The 21442-nt window shown below is 59.7% G+C and carries 17 protein-coding genes and 1 pseudogene; 7 read left to right on the forward strand and 11 right to left on the reverse strand.

Features of this window, described 5'->3' with window-relative positions; genetic code table 11:
• Window positions 1-41: 41 nt before the first annotated feature.
• From FHT29_RS20880 to FHT29_RS20890, 3 genes are all read right to left on the reverse strand, one after another.
• Window positions 42-1094 (reverse strand): adenylate/guanylate cyclase domain-containing protein, encoded by a 1053-nt coding sequence (locus FHT29_RS20880; protein ID WP_047552936.1) that lies wholly within the window; start codon window positions 1092-1094, stop codon window positions 42-44.
• 192 nt (window positions 1095-1286) lie between these two features.
• Window positions 1287-2432 (reverse strand): ribonuclease D, encoded by a 1146-nt coding sequence (gene rnd / locus FHT29_RS20885; RefSeq protein WP_047552939.1) that lies wholly within the window; start codon window positions 2430-2432, stop codon window positions 1287-1289.
• 171 nt (window positions 2433-2603) lie between these two features.
• On the reverse strand, window positions 2604-3995 hold the full coding sequence (locus FHT29_RS20890; protein WP_047552942.1) for a multicopper oxidase family protein: 1392 nt from the start codon (window positions 3993-3995) through the stop codon (window positions 2604-2606).
• A 265-nt stretch (window positions 3996-4260) separates the two neighbouring features.
• Here FHT29_RS20890 and aspS point away from each other — a divergent pair, with 265 nt between their 5' ends.
• A complete protein-coding gene (aspS, locus tag FHT29_RS20895; RefSeq protein ID WP_047552945.1) occupies window positions 4261-6051 on the forward strand; it encodes an aspartate--tRNA ligase in 1791 nt (596 codons plus the stop codon).
• 76 nt (window positions 6052-6127) lie between these two features.
• On the opposite strand, the gene FHT29_RS20900 is transcribed toward aspS, so the two are convergent.
• Window positions 6128-7309: a hypothetical protein gene (locus FHT29_RS20900; protein WP_047552948.1), complete on the reverse strand. Its 1182-nt coding sequence runs from the start codon at window positions 7307-7309 to the stop codon at window positions 6128-6130.
• Window positions 7310-7532: 223 nt separating this feature from the next.
• Window positions 7533-8702 (reverse strand): serine hydrolase domain-containing protein, encoded by a 1170-nt coding sequence (locus tag FHT29_RS20905; RefSeq protein ID WP_047552951.1) that lies wholly within the window; start codon window positions 8700-8702, stop codon window positions 7533-7535.
• Window positions 8703-8768: 66 nt separating this feature from the next.
• On the opposite strand from FHT29_RS20905, the gene FHT29_RS20910 reads away from it, so the two are divergent.
• On the forward strand, window positions 8769-9431 hold the full coding sequence (locus tag FHT29_RS20910) for a TetR/AcrR family transcriptional regulator (RefSeq protein ID WP_173410617.1): 663 nt from the start codon (window positions 8769-8771) through the stop codon (window positions 9429-9431).
• 60 nt (window positions 9432-9491) lie between these two features.
• On the opposite strand, the gene FHT29_RS20915 is transcribed toward FHT29_RS20910, so the two are convergent.
• Window positions 9492-10679, reverse strand: a complete 1188-nt coding sequence (locus FHT29_RS20915) for a hypothetical protein (protein ID WP_037194071.1) — start codon at window positions 10677-10679, stop codon at window positions 9492-9494.
• Window positions 10680-10912: 233 nt separating this feature from the next.
• Here FHT29_RS20915 and parC point away from each other — a divergent pair, with 233 nt between their 5' ends.
• Window positions 10913-13171 carry a DNA topoisomerase IV subunit A gene (gene parC, locus FHT29_RS20920; RefSeq protein WP_047552954.1) on the forward strand — a complete coding sequence of 753 codons (2259 nt, stop codon included), beginning with the start codon at window positions 10913-10915 and terminating at the stop codon, window positions 13169-13171.
• A 97-nt stretch (window positions 13172-13268) separates the two neighbouring features.
• On the opposite strand, the pseudogene FHT29_RS34530 reads toward parC, so the two are convergent.
• The 5 genes and pseudogenes from FHT29_RS34530 to hemB all read right to left on the reverse strand — a co-directional run.
• Window positions 13269-13367: pseudogene (locus FHT29_RS34530) on the reverse strand (type II toxin-antitoxin system death-on-curing family toxin); the annotation flags it as partial.
• 31 nt (window positions 13368-13398) lie between these two features.
• The gene (locus tag FHT29_RS20930) at window positions 13399-14280 is read right to left on the reverse strand and encodes a DMT family transporter (protein WP_047552957.1); all 882 of its coding nucleotides are present in this window, start codon (window positions 14278-14280) and stop codon (window positions 13399-13401) included.
• Entirely contained in the window at window positions 14281-15060 is a 780-nt protein-coding gene (locus FHT29_RS20935; RefSeq protein WP_047552959.1) for an arginyltransferase, read from the reverse strand. It abuts the gene before it with no gap.
• Window positions 15061-15243: 183 nt separating this feature from the next.
• On the reverse strand, window positions 15244-15702 hold the full coding sequence (locus FHT29_RS20940; protein WP_037194080.1) for an RDD family protein: 459 nt from the start codon (window positions 15700-15702) through the stop codon (window positions 15244-15246).
• A gap of 191 nt (window positions 15703-15893) precedes the next feature.
• A complete protein-coding gene (gene hemB / locus FHT29_RS20945; protein WP_037194084.1) occupies window positions 15894-16907 on the reverse strand; it encodes a porphobilinogen synthase in 1014 nt (337 codons plus the stop codon).
• A gap of 145 nt (window positions 16908-17052) precedes the next feature.
• On the opposite strand from hemB, the gene FHT29_RS20950 reads away from it, so the two are divergent.
• From FHT29_RS20950 to glyA, 4 genes are all read left to right on the forward strand, one after another.
• Entirely contained in the window at window positions 17053-17493 is a 441-nt protein-coding gene (locus FHT29_RS20950; RefSeq protein WP_037194086.1) for a DUF6163 family protein, read from the forward strand.
• A gap of 133 nt (window positions 17494-17626) precedes the next feature.
• Window positions 17627-18142: a MarR family winged helix-turn-helix transcriptional regulator gene (locus FHT29_RS20955; protein WP_037194421.1), complete on the forward strand. Its 516-nt coding sequence runs from the start codon at window positions 17627-17629 to the stop codon at window positions 18140-18142.
• A gap of 504 nt (window positions 18143-18646) precedes the next feature.
• Window positions 18647-19960, forward strand: a complete 1314-nt coding sequence (locus tag FHT29_RS20960; protein ID WP_047552963.1) for a L,D-transpeptidase family protein — start codon at window positions 18647-18649, stop codon at window positions 19958-19960.
• A 174-nt stretch (window positions 19961-20134) separates the two neighbouring features.
• On the forward strand, window positions 20135-21433 hold the full coding sequence (glyA, locus tag FHT29_RS20965) for a serine hydroxymethyltransferase (protein ID WP_037194091.1): 1299 nt from the start codon (window positions 20135-20137) through the stop codon (window positions 21431-21433).
• The last annotated feature ends 9 nt before the right edge of the window (window positions 21434-21442 follow it).

Here is a 21442-nt window from a genome sequence, read left to right on the forward strand (position 1 = left end):
CGTGCATCGATGCCGAACATACAGCCGATGCTTTGCATTGCTTACAATCTGCCGCGGACTGTCTTGATGGCTTGCCGGCTTTGCGTGTGAAGCGCGATGACGCCGAGGTGCTGATCGCGTCCGCGAACGGCATGCTCCCCGAGGTCTTCCTTGATGATCGTCTCGGGAAGCTCCAGCCGTCTGGCAAGGTCGCTCGAAATCAGCACCTGGCGCTCCAGCGTCTTGCAGAGCTGCTCCAGCCGGGAGGCGATGTTCACGGTGTCGCCGAAATAGGCGATCTTGTGATGGTCGACGCCGATTTCCGCCGTGACGATGCTGCCGCCATGCAGGGCCGCTCTCAGGCGCGGCACCCTGCCATAGGATTTCAACCACGTCTCCGAGTTCGCTTCGATATCGTTGAGGATATTGAAGACGCAGCGCACGCAATTGGCATTCTTGATGCCGCGGCGAAGCGGCCAGGTGATGATGGCGGCGTCGCCGATATAGTCGTCGATCGCGCCCTTATGCCGCCATACCGGTTCGGCAAGCGCGCCGAACACCGCGCCCAGAAACTCTTGTGTTTTCAGGTCGCCGTGCTCCTCGGCAAAAGCGGTGGATCCGACGAGATCTATGAAAAGGAATATGCGCTCTTCCTGCACCGGATTGCGATATCGGCCGGTCAGCAGGCTGAGAAAGACGTCGCGGCCGAGCAGCTCCCGCACGCGACCGACGAAAATGATGACGGCCGTTACCATGACGGCATAGATGTAGACGTCTATTTTCAACAGCGTGAGGTCTTCCCACGAGCCTTCGACCAGACCGAGCAATTTCAGAATACTGCCTGCCATGGCATAGCCGACGCTCATCAAGGCGAAATCGACGATGAGGGCTGAAAGGATAAAGGCGGGGGTCGGCAGGCGATGCATCCATACGTTCAGCCGTGCCAGAATCATGCGGCGTTCGAAGGCCAGCAGCGGCATGCCGCAGAACAGTGCAAAGATCGCACCGATATACATCGGCGCCTGCGGAAAAAATACTATGCCGTAGACAACGCCCGTCGAAGCGACAAGCAGTGATGTAAGGATCCAGTTGCGCACCGAATGGAGAATACCCATTCACTTTTCCGCCGAAAAAAGACGCCCGTCATCGACGCGGGACTGCGCCGACAACACTTCTGCGCCATCGAATATAACGACTGCATCAGACGTTCATTCCACGAGATTTGCGGCGCAATCGTGGTGGCAACCAGCATCTCCGTTCGCGAATCATACGCAATCGCAGCGCGCTGGGAAAGGATAATGTCGCGGCTAGAGGATGACCGTTTCAACCCGCTTTCCGACGAAACGCAGGGCCACCTGGCCTTGAATCAGCTGCAAGGCCGTTTCGCCGAAGAGATCGCGTCGCCAGCCGGTGAGGGCAGCCACCTCGGCGTTCTCGCCTTCGGCCGCGATCTTGTCGAGGTCTTCGCTGTTGGCGATCACTTTCGGCGCGACGCCGTGCTTTTCGGCGATCAGTTTCAACAGAACCTTCAGCAGTTCGGCGGCGGCAGCCGTGCCTTCCGGAGCCTGCTGATGGCGCGGCGGATGCGGCATGTCGGACTTCGGCAGCGCCAGGGCTTCATTGATCGCCTCGATCACGGCCGCGCCGGCAGTCGAACGCTCCCAGCCTTTCGGGATGGTGCGCAGTCGGGCAAGTGCTTCGCTGTCCTTCGGCTGCTGCTGGGCGATTTCGTAGATCGCGTCATCCTTCAGCACGCGGGCGCGAGGAACATTGCGCGCGCGCGCCTCGCGTTCGCGCCATGCCGCCACATATTTGAGGATTGCCAGTTCCTGCGGCTTGCGCAACCGCATCTTCAGGCGCTGCCAGGCATCGTCGGGGTGCAGGTCGTAAGTCTCGCGCGCCTCGAGAATTGCCATCTCCTCCTGCAGCCAGGAGGCACGGCCTTCTCGCTTCAGCTGCTCGTCGAGCGAAAGATAGACGTCGCGCAGATGGGTAACATCGGCGAGCGCGTAGTCGAGCTGCTTTTCCGAGAGCGGCCGCCGGCTCCAATCCGTGAAGCGCGAGGACTTGTCGATATGTACATTCTTGATGCGGCTGACGAGCTGGTCGTATGAGACGGAATCGCCGAAGCCGCAAACCATTGCGGCGACCTGCGTGTCGAAGATCGGATGCGGAATGAGATTGCCGCGATGGAAGATGATTTCGATGTCCTGGCGCGCGGCGTGAAAAACCTTCAGCACAGCCGGATTTGCCATCAGCTCGAAAAACGGCTGAAGGTCCAGCCCTTTGGCCAGTGGGTCGACCAGTACCTCGGTCGTCGGGCTCGCCATCTGTATCAAACACAGCTCCGGCCAGAAGGTCGTTTCTCGCAGGAATTCCGTATCGATGGTAATGAATTCCGACTTGGCCAGCTCTTGGCAGGCCGCCTCCAATTGGGCGGTAGTTTCGATCATCTCAACACATTCATCGATAAAACAGTTGCTTAACTTCCTTCTCCTTTCAGCCGGATATGTCAATACTTTCGCGGACAAAGCTCTTGCCGCATTTCGCTTTTGGTTGAAATTATCCGGAGCGATGCCATTTCGACCGCACAATCCGGATCGAAAGCGGTTTGCGGCCTTGCCTTAGGCCACGCGCACGTAGCTGGTCATCCCGGTCTTCTGATGCTCGATGATATGGCAATGCAGCAGCCAATCGCCAGGATTGTCGGCGACGAATGCGAGCTGCACTTTCTCGTCCGGCTGGATCAGATAGGTGTCGGACACGAACGGCTGCACCTGCCGCGTCGAGGAGGAGATGACCGTGAAGCTCATCCCGTGCAAATGAATGGGATGGCTATGCGGCGTGACGTTCTCCATGTCGATAACATAGCTCTTGCCCAGCTTCAGCTCGGCAAGCGGGGCGGTCGGGTCGGGAGTGTCGCCCGGCCACGGCACCTTGTTGATCGCCCAGAAACTGTAGCCGAGCGAACCGCAGATGCTGTTGTCAGCCGTATTCTCGGCCGTGGAGCTCAGGATCAGCGGAAGGTGTGTTGCCGAACCGAGGTCGGCCTTCTTAACCGGATTGTCTTCCAGCGGCGCCAGATCGCGGACGTCGCGTTTCAACGAGCTGCCCACCGAGCGTAGCGTCGCGAGCACCTTCGGGTCGGTGCCTTTGATATCCTCCAGCTTGACGATCGCTCCCTCGCTATCAGGCATGCGCACGGCCAGCTCCAGCCGCTGGCCCGGTCCCAGCTGCAGGAGATCCAGCGGAAAGCGCTGCGGCACCGGATTGCCGTCGATGGCGATCACGGTCGCCTCGCCACCATCCAGGCGGAAGGAATAGATGCGCGTGACATCGGTGATGGCAACACGCAGGCGCACCAGGCCGCCGGAGGGAGCGTCATATTGCGGCTGCTGCTGCCAGTTCGCTGTTCGCACCGTTCCGTAAGTGCCGGATTTGGCCGCATCGCGCGGGCGAAACTGCGCGATGAACTGGCCGTCGCCGCCCAGCCGCCAATCGCGCAGATTGAGCACCACTTCCGAATCGAATGCCGGATCCTTTGGATTTTCCACGACGATCACGCCGGTCATTCCATGACCCATCTGCTCCAGCGTGTTGCAGTGCGGGTGATACCAGAATGTGCCGGCATCGGGTGGCGTGAAGGCATAGTCGAAATGATCGCCGGTATAGACATAGGGCTGCGTGAGGAAGGGCACGCCGTCCATGTTGTTCGGCAGACGGATGCCGTGCCAATGGATCGTGGTCGGATCGTCTATGCCGTTGATCAGGCGGGCGGCGAAGGATTCGCCCTTTTTCATGCGCACGACAGGCGGCATGCCGCCGTCGCCATAAGTCAGGACGTCCCTGGTCGCCCCGCCATCCGTCAGATTGGCCTGGATCCTGGCCGTCTTCAGCACCCGCGGCTCAGCCGCCACCGCTTTGTCGGCAAACCTGCTCGCGATACCGATGCCGATACCATAGGCGCTGGCCACGGCGGAAGCTTTCAAGAGATTGCGACGGGTAAGGATCGGCATGCCGGGCTCCGGAACGATGAGATATGGATGCCTGTTTAAAGTTGACCTTGGTATTCAGCAATAGCACTGCGCTAGCCAAACTGCCGCAGCAGCTACTTGCGGATGTCGGGATAGGCGGCGGATGAAACAGCTTTAAGTCGACTTCCGGCGTTCGAGCCTTGACAAATCGGGCGCGCCATGCGCTTTTCCGCCCGATTTTCTCGTCGGCAGGCGAGGGGCTTGCATGTCCTTTCGCCGCGGCCCGCCAAGTCCAGGATATATAATTATGCATCGCTATCGCAGCCACACATGCGCCGCCCTGCGCAAGTCCGACGTCGGTTCGACTGTCCGCATTTCCGGCTGGGTTCATCGCGTCCGAGATCATGGCGGCGTGCTGTTCATCGACCTGCGCGATCACTACGGCATCACCCAGGTCGTCGCCGACCCCGATTCTCCGGCCTTCAAGCTCGCCGAAACCGTGCGCGGCGAATGGGTCATCCGCATCGACGGCCTGGTGAAGGCGCGCACGGAAGACACCGTCAACAAGACCATGCCGACCGGCGAGATCGAGCTCTATGCTCAGGAGATCGAAGTGCTCTCCGCCGCCAAGGAATTGCCGCTGCCTGTTTTCGGCGAGCCGGACTATCCGGAAGACGTTCGCCTGAAGTATCGCTTCCTCGATCTGCGCCGCGACACGCTCCACAAGAACATCGTCAAGCGCACGCAGGTCATCTCCTCCATGCGCCGCCACATGGGTGACGTCGGCTTTACCGAATACACGACCCCGATCCTCACAGCCTCGTCGCCGGAGGGCGCGCGCGACTTCCTCGTGCCGAGTCGTATCCATCCCGGCACCTTCTATGCGCTGCCGCAGGCGCCGCAGCAGTACAAGCAGCTGCTGATGGTCGCCGGTTTCGACCGTTACTTCCAGATTGCCCCATGCTTCCGCGACGAAGACCCGCGCGCCGACCGTCTGCCGGGCGAGTTCTATCAGCTCGACCTCGAAATGAGCTTCGTGACGCAGGAAGACGTCTGGAACACGATGGGCCCGCTGATGACCCAGGTGTTCGAGGAATTTGCCGAGGGCAAGCCGGTCACCAAGGAGTGGCCGCGCATCCCCTATGACGTCGCCATCCGCAAGTATGGCTCGGACAAGCCGGACCTGCGCAACCCGATCGTCATGGAAGCGGTGACCGAGCATTTCGCCGGCTCGGGCTTCAAGGTCTTCGCCAACATGATCGCATCGAACCCGAAGGTCGAAGTCTGGGCCATCCCGGCCAAGACCGGTGGTTCGCGTGCGTTCTGCGATCGTATGAACGCCTGGGCGCAGAGCCAGGGCCAGCCGGGCCTCGGTTATATCTTCTGGCGCAAGGAAGGCGAAAAGCTCGAGGGCGCCGGCCCGCTCGCCAAGAACATCGGCGAGGAACGCACCGATGCGATTCGCACCCAGCTTGGCCTTGACGACGGCGATGCCTGCTTCTTCGTCGCCGGTGACCCCGCCAAGTTCTACAAGTTCGCCGGAGAGGCCCGCAACCGCGCCGCTGACGAGCTGAACCTGATCGACCGCGACCGTTTCGAGCTTTGCTGGATCGTCGACTTCCCGTTCTTCGAATGGAGCGAGGAAGACAAGAAGATCGATTTCGCTCACAACCCGTTCTCGATGCCACAGGGCGGCCTTGAGGCGCTCCAGAACCAGGATCCGCTCACGATTAAGGCGTATCAGTACGACGCCGTCTGCAACGGCTTCGAAATCGCTTCGGGCTCGATCCGTAACCAGTCACCGGAAACCATGGTCGCCGCCTTCGAAAAGGTCGGCCTCAGCCAGGCTGATGTCGAGGAGCGCTTCGGCGGCCTCTACCGCGCCTTCCAGTACGGCGCGCCTCCGCATGGTGGCGCTGCCTTCGGGATCGACCGTATCGTCATGCTGCTGGTCGGCGCGAAGAACCTGCGCGAGATCTCGCTGTTCCCGATGAACCAGCAGGCACAGGATCTCTTGATGGGCGCCCCATCGGCTGCAACGCCGACGCAGCTGCGCGAACTGGCCATCCGTCCTGTGCCGCCGGTCAAGAAGGACTGAGCCTTTCAGGCCATATGAAATGCAAAACCCGGCGACCGAAATCGCCGGGTTTTTTGTGCTTAATTCGACGACCAGCCTAGTCGTTTGATGTGATCTTCAGGCCGATCATCTTTGGGATCGACTCTTTTGCGTTTCTCGCTGCTTCGATGACCGTCGACATCGGGATGGGTTGGGCGGGGGTTGCGCTAAACGTCAGGCTTCCGGGATTATTGGAATATTCAATAATCGCTCCTGAAAGCATCCTTTGGAGATCGGGAATATCAAGCTCTGCTGTTAACGCCAGCATTTCTTTAGCGAAGCGGTTCGCAGATTGTGCACGCGTCACATGGTCCCATTGACTCACGTAGTCGAGCGCGCGGTTGGTGACTGACGCATCGTCAAAACGGATCTGCGCGCTATTCAACGTCAATTGTTGAACGAATGCGAGAGCCAGCAAGTATTTAGCATTTTTGGTATTCTCATCGTCCTTGGCGCCGGTCATGGAGGAGTAAAGTGCAACCGTAGTGTTGTAGAGTCCCGGGGTGATGCCCGAGAAGCTGAGCTGTACATTCAGCTTCCCCATATTCTCCAGATCGATCGTGTAGTCCGTCAGATCATACTTGCCGGTCGAAAGCTCCCAGCTGCTTTTCATGGAAAATGTTGCGTGCAGGTTTTGCAGCCCAAAATATCGAATTGCTTCAGAGCTTACTGGCATTTGAGCAAGGGAGAGATCGGCGACAATTCCGTCGATTGTGAAGCTGGAATCGACGCCTTTTCTGTCCGGACGTTTCGTTGAGACAGAATTGGCAGTGGATATGGAGAAAAACTTTTCACCGACTTTTAGAGAGGACACCGGGCCAGCATGTGCGTGATAAGTGAATACCGAGTCGATATCACTCAGCGTCGCATTCGCGGGAATCTCGAGATCGTCCACCCTGAGTCCCGCTGCCCTGGCACTAAAGTCTTTTTGCTCTGTTGTAACATCGGGAATGAGCACCTTCTCGATTGTATAACCGCCCGCCCGTTCGGCCACGCCAGTCATCGTGACATCGCCGAGGGCAAACCCGGTTCTTCCTCGCGTATATATCGCGTTTTTTAGGACGACGGTTGAACCGTTAACATCGACGTTTCCGGCCTCGATCGAGTCGCCTATTTGCGCGGCTATCGCATTGTTAAGCTTCTTTAGGACGTCGGCACCATCCAACGCGAAGGCGGAGTTGGCAAAGAACGCAAGTCCCGCGCTGACTGCGATCAGCTGGGTTGCGCGATAGAGAATCATGGCTGAGCGTCTCGACTAAAAGATGTTGATCTACACGGCTGGATTGCGCATTGTATTGCAATCTCTAGCAATATGTCATCGAAATTCCAATAATAGTTGTATTCGGAATTCGGTATTTTGAGCTTCATCTGGGCTGTTTGCAAAAGCGTAATGGCTCATGCTTTCGCAGCGTCCATTTTCATGAAATGCAAAACCCGGCGACCTTTTCGTGTTTTGTTGGAGCCTAGAGTGCGGCGTAGATCGCGTCGCGAAGATCGATGGTGAACTGGCCCCACATACCCTCGAGCGCCGTGTTGGTCAGCGCCACGGCCGTCAGCTTTTTCTTAGGATCGATGAACCAGCTATGGCCATAGACGCCGCCCCATTTGATTGTGCCTGCGGAGAAGGGGACCTGCGCCTCGACAGGGTCGACAACGACGGACCAGCCATAGCCGAAACCGAAGCCGGGTTGCTGCGGCTGCATATGGCCACCCGCCTGATCGGCCATCATGGCCTTCACGGTATCGGTTGACAGCAGCGGAGCACCGCCCTTGCGCACGGTTTCGAGGATGGCGAGCACGTCGCTCGCCGTACCGACCATGCCCGCGCCGCCGGACTGATAGGAACCGGGATCGAAAATTCTGTCCGGCGCAAAGCGGATCGTGCCATCGAGTATGGGCATAATCGCCTCATCCCCCATCCGCTGCGGTTCGGGCTCCGCATTCATATAGGCCGCAGCGAGGCGGTTGCGGTCGCGCACCGAAAAGGCAGTGTCGGAAAGCCCAAGCGGTCTCATGACCAGTTCCGCGACTGCCGTGTCGAGATTGCCGCCGGTTTCCTTTTCGATGGTGCCGCCAAGCACATCCATCGCTAGGGAATACTGCCAGCCTTCGCCAGGTGCAAAGAGAAGGGGTGCGGTTGCGAGGCGCTGGAGATTGTCCGCAATCGAACGGCCCGGTGTGTCGAGACCGTCGGATACGCCGGCACGATGATAAGGACCGTCCTGCTCCTCGGCGAAGGTGTAACCCAGCCCGGACGTGTGCGTGAGGAGGTGCCGGATGCGAATGACCGGCTCGCTCCCGTCGGGCAGGCGGGGCCGGAAATCCGGCAGCCATTTGGTGATCGGATCATCGAGCCCGATGCGGCCCTGTTCGACAAGCCGCATGGCGGTAATGGTGACGATGGGCTTGGTGATGGAGGCAAGGCGGAAGATCGCATCTTCCTGCATTGCCACATCGTTTTCTCGGTCCGCCAGACCGGCGGCGCGGTGATAGGCCAGCTCTCCGTCCTTTGCGATCAGGACAACCGCTCCGACCAGCCTCTTATCCGCCAGGGCGGCTTGAATTGCGGCATCAACGCCTTCAGCAAGGCCGCCGTCGCTCGGGCGCGCGGAATTTTCCAGGGGAAGACTCATGGGGCAAAACCTTCTATAATCACAATGACCATTCCTGAATAAACCAGATCGGGAAATAATTCTAGAGTGACCATTGTGAAAAATAGAAAAGAGACGGAAAATTCTTCATCGCGCAAGCGCGGTCGCCCGCCCGCCTTCGATCGCGAAACGGTTCTTGCCGCTGCGCGCGATACATTTTGGCAGCACGGCTACGATGGCTCCTCCATCGCGGATCTGACAGCCGCGATGCGGATTACGCCGCAAAGCCTCTACGCGGCCTTCGGCTCGAAGGCAGAGCTTTATCGCGAGACGCTCGAGCAGTATCGGCGCATGCCCCGGCCTGAACCCGGCAATCCATTTGAGGCGAACGTGGATACGGTGAGCGCTTTCGAGCGCTTCCTCACGAATTCTGCAAAGATCTTCACGGCGCCGGAACATCCGAAAGGCTGCATGATCTCGACGGCGGTGCTGAACTGTGCCGAGGAGAACGAGCCGATCGCCCATCATGTCTCGTCGATGCGCCGGCAGACGCTGGATGTGTTCACGACGAGGATCGAACGCGGCATGGCGGAGGGCGATATGCGGGCGGATACCAATGCGCGCTCGCTTGCGCGTTTTCTGGGAGCGATCGTGCAGGGCATGTCCGTTCAGGCGCGGGATGGCGCCACTACGGACGAACTGCTCGCCCTGATCGGGCATGCGACCAGTGAGCTTCGAAAATATCAGCTTCAGCAACCGGCCGATCGTTGAAGACGAAAAAAACCGGCGACAGAGATCGCCGGGTTCCTGAATTGCCAGATGAAAGGCCGATCAATCGTTCGACGAAACCTTGAGGCCGATGACCTGCGGGATCGACTGCGGGGCGCCCATGGCGGCACCGATGATCATCGGCACCGGAACCGGCTTGCCCGGAGCGGCGGTAACCGTCAGGCTCTTCGGATTGTCGAGATAGGCGCTGACAGCCGTAGACACGGCGTTCTGCAGTTCCGGAACGTTGAGCTGCGCCATCATGATCGGCGTCATCGCCTTCAGCGTATCGGCCAGCTGCTTGCCGGTGACGCCCTGCTGCTTGCCGGCGAAATCGAGTGCGCGAGCGGTGATCGACGCGTCGTCGAAGCGGATCTGGGCGCTGTTGAAGGTCAGCTGCTGGAGAAGGCCCAGCATGGCGAGACCCGCCGACTGCTGCGCTTCCTGCTGGTTCGGATTGGCACGTACCGTCTTTAGCGCATCCTGCATCGACTTGGCGAAGGCAGGCGTGTAGCCGGAAATGCTGAAGGCCAGGTTGAGCTTGCCGATATCCTTGAAATCGAAGGAATATTCGGTGATGTCGATCGTGCCTGGCCCGATCGCCCAGCTGCCCTTCATGGCGATCGCGCCATTGATCTCCTGCAGGTTGAGCGCGGCGATCGCATCCTTGGCCTTCGGGTCGTCGACCTTGCTGAGGTCGGCCTTGACGCCGTTGATCTTGGCATCGAAGTCGAGGCCCGACTTGTCGTCGCGCTTGGTCATCGTCGCGTCGGCGTTCTCGATCGAGAACACCTCGGCGCCGTCCTTGGTGACGGACAAGGTGCCGGCATGCGCACTCTTGTAGAACAGCAGCGAGCCGAGATCGCCCTTGGTTGCGTCGGCCGGTACTTCGACACCGCTCAGTGTGAGATCGGCGGCGGCGATGGCGACACCGTCCTTATCGATATCAACATCCGGAAAGGCGACTTCGCCGATCGTGTAGCCGCCGTCTTCTTCCTCAACGTCGCTCATGGTGATGTCGCCCAGCGGAATGCTGTCCTGCATCCCCGCTGCCTTGAAGCTGGCACCTTTCAGCGTCACGGTGGTGCCGTCGATGTCGACGCCATTAGCGGCAATCGAGCCGCCTTGCTGTCCGTAGACATCGTTGATCTTCTTCAGGAGGTCGTTGCCATCAAGCGCAAAGGCCGAGCTGGCGATAGACAAGATTGCGGCGCTGCACAGCATCAGCCGCGTTGTCCGATAGAAAGTCATGATGGCGTTTCCTCTTTGAGCCGGTGGTGTTGTAGGCGGGGCGTACAGATTGAGCGTGTACCGCGGTGTTTTATATTGTTCTTTTTCCAAAATTCCAATGACAATGAGGTTGCGAGCGAGTGCAGCAAAAATATGTCTGTTTCGGCATCGCAACCCGCGTTGAACGGGCTTCATCCACAGGTGCTTTCAGCGGATTTCTTGCCGGGAATCGGTATTTTCGATAGTCAAGGATCATGGGACAAAATCTTTTACCGCCTGGTGGCGGCGATGACGACAGCATCCTTCCGGTCGACCTGAAGGCCGCGCTCGAAGAGCGCTACCTGGCTTATGCCTTGTCGACGATCATGCACCGTGCACTTCCGGACGTGCGCGACGGCCTGAAGCCGGTGCACCGCCGCATCGTCTATGCGATGAGCGAAATGGGATTGCGTCCCAATTCGGCCTTCCGCAAATGCGCCAAGATCGTCGGCGAGGTGATGGGTAACTATCACCCGCATGGCGACCAATCGATCTATGACGCATTGGCCCGTCTGGCGCAGGATTTCTCGCAGCGCTATACGCTGGTCAACGGCCAGGGCAATTTCGGCAATATCGACGGCGATAGCCCGGCCGCGATGCGTTATACCGAATCCAAGATGACGGCGGTGTCCGAGCTGTTGCTCGAAGGCATCGACCAGGATGCGGTCGATTTCCGCGATACCTACGACGAGTCGAATTCCGAACCCGTCGTTCTGCCGGGTGCTTTCCCCAATCTGCTCGCCAACGGCTCTTCCGGCATCGCCGTCGGCATGGCGACCTCCATTCCGTCGCACAACGCCCATGAGCTTTGCGACGCGGCATTGCATCTGATCAAGGACCGCGAAGCCACCGTCGAGAAACTGGTGGAGCTGTATATTCCCGGCCCGGACTTTCCGACGGGCGGCATCATTATCGACGATCGCCGGAGCATCATCGAAAGCTACAGGACGGGCCGCGGGGGATTTCGCGTCCGCGCAAAATGGGAGATCGAGGATCTCGGCCGCGGTGGCTACCAGATTGTCGTTACGGAAATTCCGTTCCAGGTGCAGAAGTCACGGCTGATCGAGAAGATCGCCGAGCTGCTGCTGGCACGCAAGCTGCCGCTTCTGGAAGACATTCGCGATGAATCCGCCGAGGACATCCGCGTCGTCCTGATACCGAAGAGCCGCACCGTCGATGCGACGATCCTGATGGAATCGATGTTCAAGCTGACGGAGCTGGAGAGCCGCTTCCCGCTCAACATGAACGTCCTGTCCATGGGCCGCATCCCGAAGGTCATGGCACTGAACGAGGTGCTGAAGGAGTGGCTCGACCATCGCCGCGAGGTATTGCTGCGTCGGTCGCGCTTCCGGCTCGCCGCCATCGAAAAGCGGCTCGAAATCCTCGGTGGCTTCCTGATCGCCTACCTCAACATCGACGAGGTCATCGCCATCATCCGCGAGGAGGATGAGCCGAAGCCTGTGATGATGGAGCGGTTCGGGCTCACGGACAATCAGGTCGAGGCGATCCTCAACATGCGGCTGCGCTCCCTGCGCAAGCTGGAAGAATTCGAGATCCGCAAGGAGTTCGACGGCCTGACCAAGGAAAAGACCGATATAGAATCGCTGCTCGCCTCGGAAGAGAAGCAGTGGCAGACGGTCGCCTGGGAAATCGGCGAGGTGAAGAAGAAATTCGCCAAGGCAACCGAGATCGGTCGTCGCCGCACGCAGTTCGCTGAGGCGCCCGAGGCCGACGACGCCGCGATCCAGCAGGCGATGATCGAGAAAGAACCGATTACCGTCGTCGTCTCGGAAAAGGGCTGGATCCGCGCCCTGAAGGGCCACATTTCCGATACGTCGTCGCTCACTTTCAAGGAGGGCGATGGGCTGAAGGTTGCCTTCCCGGCGCAGACGACGGATAAGATCCTGATCATCACGACGGGCGGCAAGGCCTATACGCTCGGCGGCGACAAGCTGCCCGGCGGCCGCGGCCATGGCGAGCCGCTGCGCATCATGGTCGACATGGAGAACGATCAGGACGTGCTGACGGCCTTCGTCCACGAGCCGCAGCGCAAGCAACTGATCGCCTCGACCTCAGGCAACGGCTTCATCGTGCCCGAGGCGGAACTGGTCGCCAATACCCGCAAGGGCAAGCAGATCATGAACGTGTCCTATCCGGACGAGACGAAGCTTCTGGTTTCGATCTCCGGTGATCACGCCGCGGTGGTCGGCGAGAACCGCAAGATGGTCATCTTCCCGCTGTCGCAGGTGCCCGAAATGTCGCGCGGCAAGGGCGTGCGTCTGCAGCGCTACAAGGATGGCGGCGTCGCTGACATCAGGTGCTTTGCCATTGCGGACGGGCTGACATGGGAAGACAGTGCCGGCCGGACCTTCACCAAGACCAGGGACGATCTGGCGGAATGGCTGGGCGATCGCGCCGGCGCCGGCAGGGCCGTACCGAAGGGCTTCCCTAGAAGCGGTAAGTTTTCAGGGTGAGCAGCGATCGGGCGAAGCCCGAGCAATCGACCCGGTGGGTCGATTGCAGCGACGAACGCCTTGAGCCCTAGCGAAGGGCCGGGTGGTGCGTCAGGGATCAATCGGTATAGGGGATGCAGACGTCACGTAGGAAACGCGTCGCGCCTTCTTCATCAATCTCTCCGGCGGCCACCACAAAGACGAAACTGTAGAGGTGAGGAGCGAGCGGGGATATCAACCTGAGCGCATCATCCGGCGATCGCCGCTCGGGTCCTGACCCGCGCCTGCCAAAGCGAATGGGCGCCGAGTGCGAGGATCAGTATGGCCCCGCCGGCCAGAGCCATGTTGGTCGGCGCTTCGGCAAAGATCAGCCAGACCCAGATCGGCGCCAGGATCGTTTCCAGCAGATAGAACATCGCTACTTCCGGCGCTGAAAGAAAGCGCGTGCCTGTCGCAAGGCACCAGAAGGAGAGGGGCATCAGCACTGCGCCGTCGAGAAGAATCCAGCCGGGTTGGTCGATGGAAAAGCCTGAGGGAACGAGATGATAAAGCCCGGCTGCGGCCGGAATGATAGCCGATAGCAGCGATGCGAAGCCCATATCGCGCCGCGAGGCGCGGCCGATGGTAATGGCGCAGGCGATGGAGAAAGACGCCAGCACGGAAAGCGCATCGCCCAGCAGATGACCGCCCTCCATGCCGTCTCCGACGATCAGGCCGACGCCCAGGAGCATGACGGCCATGGTGACGAAAGTCGAAAGGGCCGGGCGCTCCTTGAGGAAGATCCACGAAAGAAGCGCCGTGAACATCGGATTGAGCGCGATGATGAACACGACATTCGCCGCCGTCGTGTAATAGACGGCGAGAAGAAAGGTGATGGTCGTCAGGCCGTAGAAGAGGCCGACGGGAAGCCCGAGCCAGCCCGGCAGCACACTTCGCAACGAGCCGGTAACGCGTCGGATGATCACAAGGACGGTCAGTGCCACGACGATCGTTGCCAGGCTGCGTGCTGACAGCACCGACCACACGTCACCACTGGAAAGGCGGATCAACGGTATGTCCATCGACAAGGCCAAACCGCCGAACGTGGTCAGCAACAGGCCCTTCCTGTGATCGGAGAGATTGGAGAACATTCAGCGGATGCTGCCGTCGTCGGCGTTCGTGGCAGGATCGAAACGCTCCCAGCCGCGCGGCGTCAGATGTTCCTGAGGTTGGAAACGTGTCTTGTAGTCCATCTTGCGGGAGCCCTTGACCCAATAGCCGAGATAGACATGCGGCAGCCCGAGCGCCCTGGCCCGCTTGATATGATCGAGGATCATGAAGGTCCCGAGCGACCGCTGGTCGTGATCGGGATTGAAGTAGGAATAGACCATCGACAGCCCGTCGCTCATCACGTCGGTCAACGCCGCCGCCAATAGCTCGCCTTTCGGGCGTTGCTCCAGGCCCGAGCCTTCTTCGCGCCGGCGATATTCGATGATGCGGGTGTTGACGTGCGTGTCCTCGACCATGATGGCATAGTCCAGCACGGTCATGTCGGACATGCCGCCCTGCTGATGGCGATAGTCGAGATAACGGCGGAAGAGGGAATATTGCTCGCTCGAGGGCTGTGCCGGAAATTCGGTGGCGATGACATCGCTATTCGTGGACAGCACCCGCTTCATCGAGCGGCTTGCTTCGAATTCCTGGGCGAGAATGCGCACCGATATGCAGGCTCGGCAGGCTTCGCAGGCGGGGCGATAGGCGATGTTCTGGGAACGGCGGAAGCCGCCTTGGGTCAGAATATCGTTCATCTCGGCAGCGCGCGGGCCGACAAGGTGTGTGAAGACCTTGCGTTCCATCTCGTGCGGCAAATACGGACAGGCAGCGGGTGCCGTCAGGTAAAACTGCGGAGATGGCGTCGACTGCGTATTCATCTGCCGTTGATTGCCCCTTTTACCGGCACCGGTTTTTTACAAGCATGGCCCAAGTTTAGAAAACGTCAACTACGTCCTTTGGTAAAGAACACAGTTTCCTAATTGACCATGCGTAAAAGCGTGTTTCTGCGGGCCAACAGGCTCCGCAGGGATCGAATCCTATGTTGCGGCTGGCGCCCCGTTTTATGCCGTACGGGCGATGACCGTGCCGAGCAACAGGTCATGCACCAGGCGGCTGCGATCGGTGAAGAGGCCCGCCAGCAGAATAAGCGGCGTCAGGACGGAATTGAGTATCCAGAACAGCGCCAGATGGACGATCGCGGTCAGGAAATCCATCCGCCGGCCATCGACGCGCACCATCGTCAGGCCCATCGCGCGCATGCCGAGCGAAGCCTGATAAGGCCCACCAAGCGTCCAGCCGAAATAGAGGCCGGCAACGATGATGAAGAGCGCCGGATAAAGGAAGAAGCCGAGCCCAAACGTCAGGATCGACACGAAGAACAGCACCACGGCCGCCGGGATGCAGAGCAGAGCGACGATGACATAGTCGACGATGAAGGCGAAGATGCGCCGGCTCAGCACGCCACTATAAGCGCGCCAGTCGTCCGGTGCTGCATAAAGCGGGCTAGGGTTCAGGCTCATCACTTTTCCTCCTTCGCGCATAACTCCTTCGATCGTCCAGATTTAAGGAAAGGCTTATGCGCAGATTAAAGAATCTACCGCGACCTTTGCGCGTCCGCCAGGACGCGCGGCGCAGTAGAGAAACATTTGCCGAACATATGGTATGAGGTCCGGCAAATACAATAAGCATGCGGCAGGCGTATGGCTGGAAACTATTTCTTTGCCAGATGCCTCGCCACATCCATTGCGAAATAGGTGAGGATGCCGTCGCAGCCTGCGCGCTTGAAGGCGAGCAGGGTTTCCAGCATCACCTTGTCACCGTCGATCCAGCCGTTGGCGGCGGCCGCCTTGATCATCGCGTATTCGCCGGAGACCTGATAGGCGAAGGTCGGAAGGCCGAATGCCTCCTTCAGCCGCCAACAGATGTCGAGATAGGGCAGGCCCGGCTTGACCATCAGCATGTCGGCGCCTTCCTCGACGTCGAGTGCTGCGTCCCGCACGGCTTCGGTGCCGTTTGCCGGGTCGATATAATAGGTCTTCTTGTCGCCCTTCAGCAGGCCGCCAGTCGAGATCGCCTCGCGGTAGGGGCCGTAGAAGGCCGAGGTGAACTTTGTCGCATAGCTCATGATGCCGACGCTCTGATGGCCGGCGGCGTCAAGAGCCTGGCGGATCGCGCCGATGCGCCCGTCCATCATCTCCGAAGGCGCGATGATGTCGGCGCCGGCATCCGCCTGATAGACGGCCGCGCGCGCGACCTGCTCGACCGTCTCGTCGTTGACGATCTCGTTGCCGCGCAGGATGCCGTCATGGCCGTGGCTGGTGAAGGGGTCGAGGGCGACATCGGTGATGACGCCGATGTTCGGCACCGCCTTCTTGATCGCCGCGCTGGCAAGATTGATGAGATTGTTCTTCTCGAGGCTGTTCGAGCCTGTTTCGTCGCGCAGTTCCATCTCGATGTTCGGGAAGGTGGCGAGCGCTGGAATGCCGAGGTCGGCCGCCTCCTTCGCCGCTTCCACCGCCTTGTCCACAGTCATGCGATTGACGCCTGGCATGGCGGGGATCGGCTCCACGATGCCGGTGCCGGGGATGAGAAAGATCGGCCAGATCAGATCGTCGACGGCGAGCCTGTTTTCCTGCACCAGGCGGCGGGTCCAGTCGGCCTTGCGGTTGCGCCGCATGCGCCGATGCCCGGTAATCTCATCAACGAGGTGCGTCTTGTTCTCCATGGTGCCGCCGTCCTTCTTCGTCTATCTATGGCCTTATTGTATAGGCAGCGTACCTATCACGCTGTCCCCAGGATTCAAAACCCGGCGAAAGGCCGCAGCCAAGATCTCTCTGGCGAGGCGAATGCCTCCTACGTATTATTCGCGCATGGAACCTGATTCTTCGACCGTACCCAAGAATTCGCTGACGGACATTCTGTTCGTGCTGTTCCTGCGGCTGATTGCGATCGCGTGCTTCTGGCTCGGCCTGCAATATTGGGCGATGCTGGTCGGCTATTCGCTTGGTGGCCATGCGCGCTTCGATCTGCTCGATCTGCCGTGGAAGGTCGCCAGCGCCGGGCTTGCCGTCGTCTTCCCCGTTGCGGCACTCGGATTGTGGCTGACGGTATCCTGGGGTCCGGTCATCTGGGTGCTGGCCGCGGGCGGCCAGGGATTGATGTACGGCGTCTGGCCGGAGATATTCGGATCCAATCCGCTGATCATGATCTTGCATGCCTGCGTGGCCGTGCTTTATTGCCTGTTCCGCATCCTTTTGTGGCAGGAGAAGCGGCGTCGCCGGCAGCAGCAGGTAATGGTTGATTTACCTTGAGACACCAAGACTTCGCGGTAAGATGCTGTTAAGCCTGCAGTTTAAGTAGAATTTTATGTGTATTCGATAGGGTCTCACTCAAGGCGGGAAGAAAACGACACCGCCAAACAAAACAGAGTGAGGCCAAGTCATGATGAACACGAAAATCAAGCCGCAGGCAGTTTCGAATGCTCGGGATCAGCAGGTTGATGACATCCGGGGCCTGTACATGGAATCCCTTCACCTGGTGGAGCGCCTTCACCGTCGTCTCCTCGATGTGATCAAGGACGAGTTCGACCGCCAGGGTCGCGACGACGTCAATGCCGTCCAGGCGCTGCTCCTCTTCAACATCGGCAATTCCGAACTGACGGCCGGCGAACTGCGCTCGCGCGGTTTCTACCTCGGCTCCAACGTTTCCTACAACGTCAAGAAGCTGGTCGATCTCGGCTTCATCAACCATCAGCGCTCGCGCATCGACCGTCGCTCGGTCCGCATCAGCCTGACGGAAACGGGCCAGGACATCGCCGAAACCGTTGCGAAGCTCTATGAGCGCCATATCGGCTCGATCGACAAGGTCGGCGGCATCGGCACCGACGAATTCACCCAGATGAACAAGCTCCTGCAGCGCCTCGACCGCTTCTGGAACGACTCGATCATGTACCGCCTGTAAGTAACGGCGACGGATCAACCGTAAGACCTTCCAGTAAAACAAGCTGGACACGTTCCCTGCGTGTCCGGCTTGAACGCGTCGTGGGCCCCTAATTGTGCGCTTTTTGCCACGACCGCTCTTCAGCTTCTGTTACATGTGCCGTGCAAAGCGGTTGTACCATTGACGGCAGGTCAGGACAGGTTATGAACCGCGGATAACTGTGGTATTTTAGCAATTGCAATATGACTCTTCTGTCGCGGCAGCACGGCAAGGCAAGTTTCATGCCGGGCGACACGAATTGGCCATATTGCTATGACAGCGGAAACCGACGGCAAGCGGCGTTCTCAAATCTCGATCTTCCTGTGCCTTCGCTTCGCAACATTGTGATAGTTCGTGTCGAAGTTTTTGATGGTGCTTTACGGGAACGGATCGATACTGAGCTGCGTTACTTGGCGCAAGCCGCGCTATTTACTGCTTCCTCTCTAGGCTGCGCATAATCGGATCGCAGCGCTGAACGGTTGGGATATGTCGAAGAAAAACGGAATTGAACCCTTTTCGCGCCGCTCTTTCCTGCGGTCGGCCGTAACTTTTGGCGCTGCCGCATTGGCTGCGCCGGCCCTTGCGCAAAACGCGACTCCGCTGGAGGCGCTGATCAACGACCGTTCTCGCGGCAATTGGGACGACCAGTTCGACGCCAAGGCCGCGGCACGCACGGCAGCCGCCGTCCAGTCGAACACGCCAATCCTCGGCCCTGATTCCGTACCGAACATCCAGCAGGCGATTGCCCGGTATCAGAGCATCGTTGCCAATGGCGGCTGGCCGCAGATCAATCCGACGAGCCAGCAGTCCATGCAGCTCGGCGTCACCGATCCCGCCGTGCAGTCGCTGCGCCAGCATCTCATGGTCACGGGAGACTTGCCGCGCGAGGCGGGTATTTCCTCATCCTTCGATTCCTACGTTGACGGCGCCGTCAAGCGTTTCCAGGCCCGCCACGGTCTTCCGCCGGATGGCGTCCTCGGCGATTTCACGCTGAAGGCGATGAACATCTCGGCCAATGTCCGCCTGCAGCAGCTGAATACCAACCTCGTTCGCCTCCAGACGTTCCCGTCCGATCTCGGTCGCCGTCATGTCATGGTCAACATCCCGGCAACCCGTGTCGAAGCCGTGCAGGATGGCCAGGTGGCGCTGCGTCACGAAGCGATCGTCGGCCGGGAATCGCGCCCGACGCACATCATCAATTCAAAGATCTACGAGGTCATCCTCAACCCCTATTGGACGGCGCCGCGCTCCATCATCATCAAGGACATCATGCCGCTGATGCGGAAGGATCCGACCTACCTGACGAGGAGCAATATCCGCCTTCTCGACGGCAAGGGCCAGGAAGTTGCGCCTGAGACGATCGACTGGAATTCGGACAAGGCTCCGGACCTGATGTTCCGTCAGGACCCGGGCAAGACCAACGCCATGGCGTCCACGAAGATCAACTTCCATAACCCCAACAACGAATATATGCACGACACGCCGGAGCAGGGCCTGTTCAACAAGCTGATGCGTTTCGATAGCTCGGGCTGTGTGCGCGTTCAGAACGTGCGCGACCTGGCGACCTGGCTGCTGACCGAAACGCCGGGCTGGCCGCGCCAGCACATCGAGCAGGTCATCTCCACCCGCGTCAACACGCCGATTACGCTTGCGACGGAAGTGCCGGTTTATTTCGTCTATATCTCCGCGTGGAGCGCTGCCGACGGTATCGTCCAGTTCCGCGACGATATCTATAATCTCGACGGCAATTCCGAGCTCGCGCTCGAAACGACCCAGGGCATGGAGCAGCCGGTTCAATAATCGGCTTCCAACCGCAATTGAGATCGAAGCCGCGTCCTTGGATGCGGCTTTTTCATTGGCTGGCACCCCTCAGCGTAGAATGCCCAGCAAATGTCGCTGATCGTATTGCCCTCGCGCGACCCTGACGCTAATACCAATTGCATTGCCGTTCCGGCCCGTTCAGGAGCTTTCACGATGACCAATCCGTTCACCGAACCTTTCTTCAATCGTTCGCTTGCCGATACCGATCCGGAAATCTTTGGCGCGATCGGCAAGGAATTGGGTCGCCAGCGGCATGAGATCGAACTGATCGCCTCGGAAAACATCGTTTCCCGCGCCGTGCTGGAAGCGCAGGGCTCGATCATGACGAACAAATATGCCGAAGGCTATCCGGGCAAGCGCTATTATGGCGGCTGCCAGTTCGTCGATATCGCCGAAGAGCTTGCCATCGAGCGCGCCAAGAAGCTGTTCGGCGTCAACTTCGCCAACGTCCAGCCGAATTCCGGCTCGCAGATGAACCAGGCCGTGTTCCTGGCGCTGCTGCAGCCCGGCGACACCTTCATGGGTCTCGACCTCAATTCGGGCGGTCATCTGACGCATGGTTCGCCGGTCAACATGTCCGGCAAGTGGTTCAACGTCGTTTCCTACGGCGTGCGCGAAGGCGATAACCTGCTCGACATGGAAGCGGTTCAACGCAAGGCCGAGGAAACCAGGCCAAAGCTGATCATCGCCGGCGGCACCGCCTATTCCCGCATCTGGGACTGGAAGCGCTTCCGCGAGATCGCCGACAGCGTCGGCGCCTACCTGATGGTCGACATGGCCCATATCGCCGGTCTCGTTGCCGGTGGCCAGCATCCGTCGCCATTCCCGCATTGCCACGTTGCGACGACCACGACCCACAAGTCGCTTCGCGGCCCGCGCGGCGGCATGATCCTCACCAATGACGAGGATCTGGCCAAGAAGTTCAATTCGGCCGTCTTCCCCGGCCTGCAGGGTGGCCCGCTGATGCATGTCATCGCCGCCAAGGCCGTGGCGCTCGGCGAAGCGCTGCAGCCGGAATTCCAGGATTATGCCGCGCAGATCGTCAAGAACGCCAAGGCGCTGGCCGAAACGCTGATCTCCGGCGGCGTCGACGTCGTCTCCGGCGGCACCGACAACCATCTGATGCTGGTCGACCTGCGCAAGAAGAATGCCACCGGCAAGCGCGCCGAGGCCGCTCTTGGCCGTGCTTACGTCACCTGCAACAAGAACGGCATTCCATTCGATCCGGAAAAGCCTTTCGTCACCTCCGGCGTCCGTCTCGGCACCCCGGCCGGCACGACGCGCGGTTTCAAGGAAGCCGAATTCCGCGAAATCGGCAATCTGATCATCGAAGTGCTCGACGGACTGAAGGTTGCCAATTCGGATGAAGGCAATGCTGCCGTCGAGGCCGCCGTGCGCGAGAAGGTGGTCAAGCTCACGGACCGCTTCCCCATGTACGGCTATATGGGCTGAGGAGGGCGG

The sequence above is a fragment of the Rhizobium sp. SG741 genome (genome assembly GCF_012275435.1).
Classification (GTDB): Bacteria; Pseudomonadota; Alphaproteobacteria; order Rhizobiales; family Rhizobiaceae; genus Rhizobium; species Rhizobium lusitanum.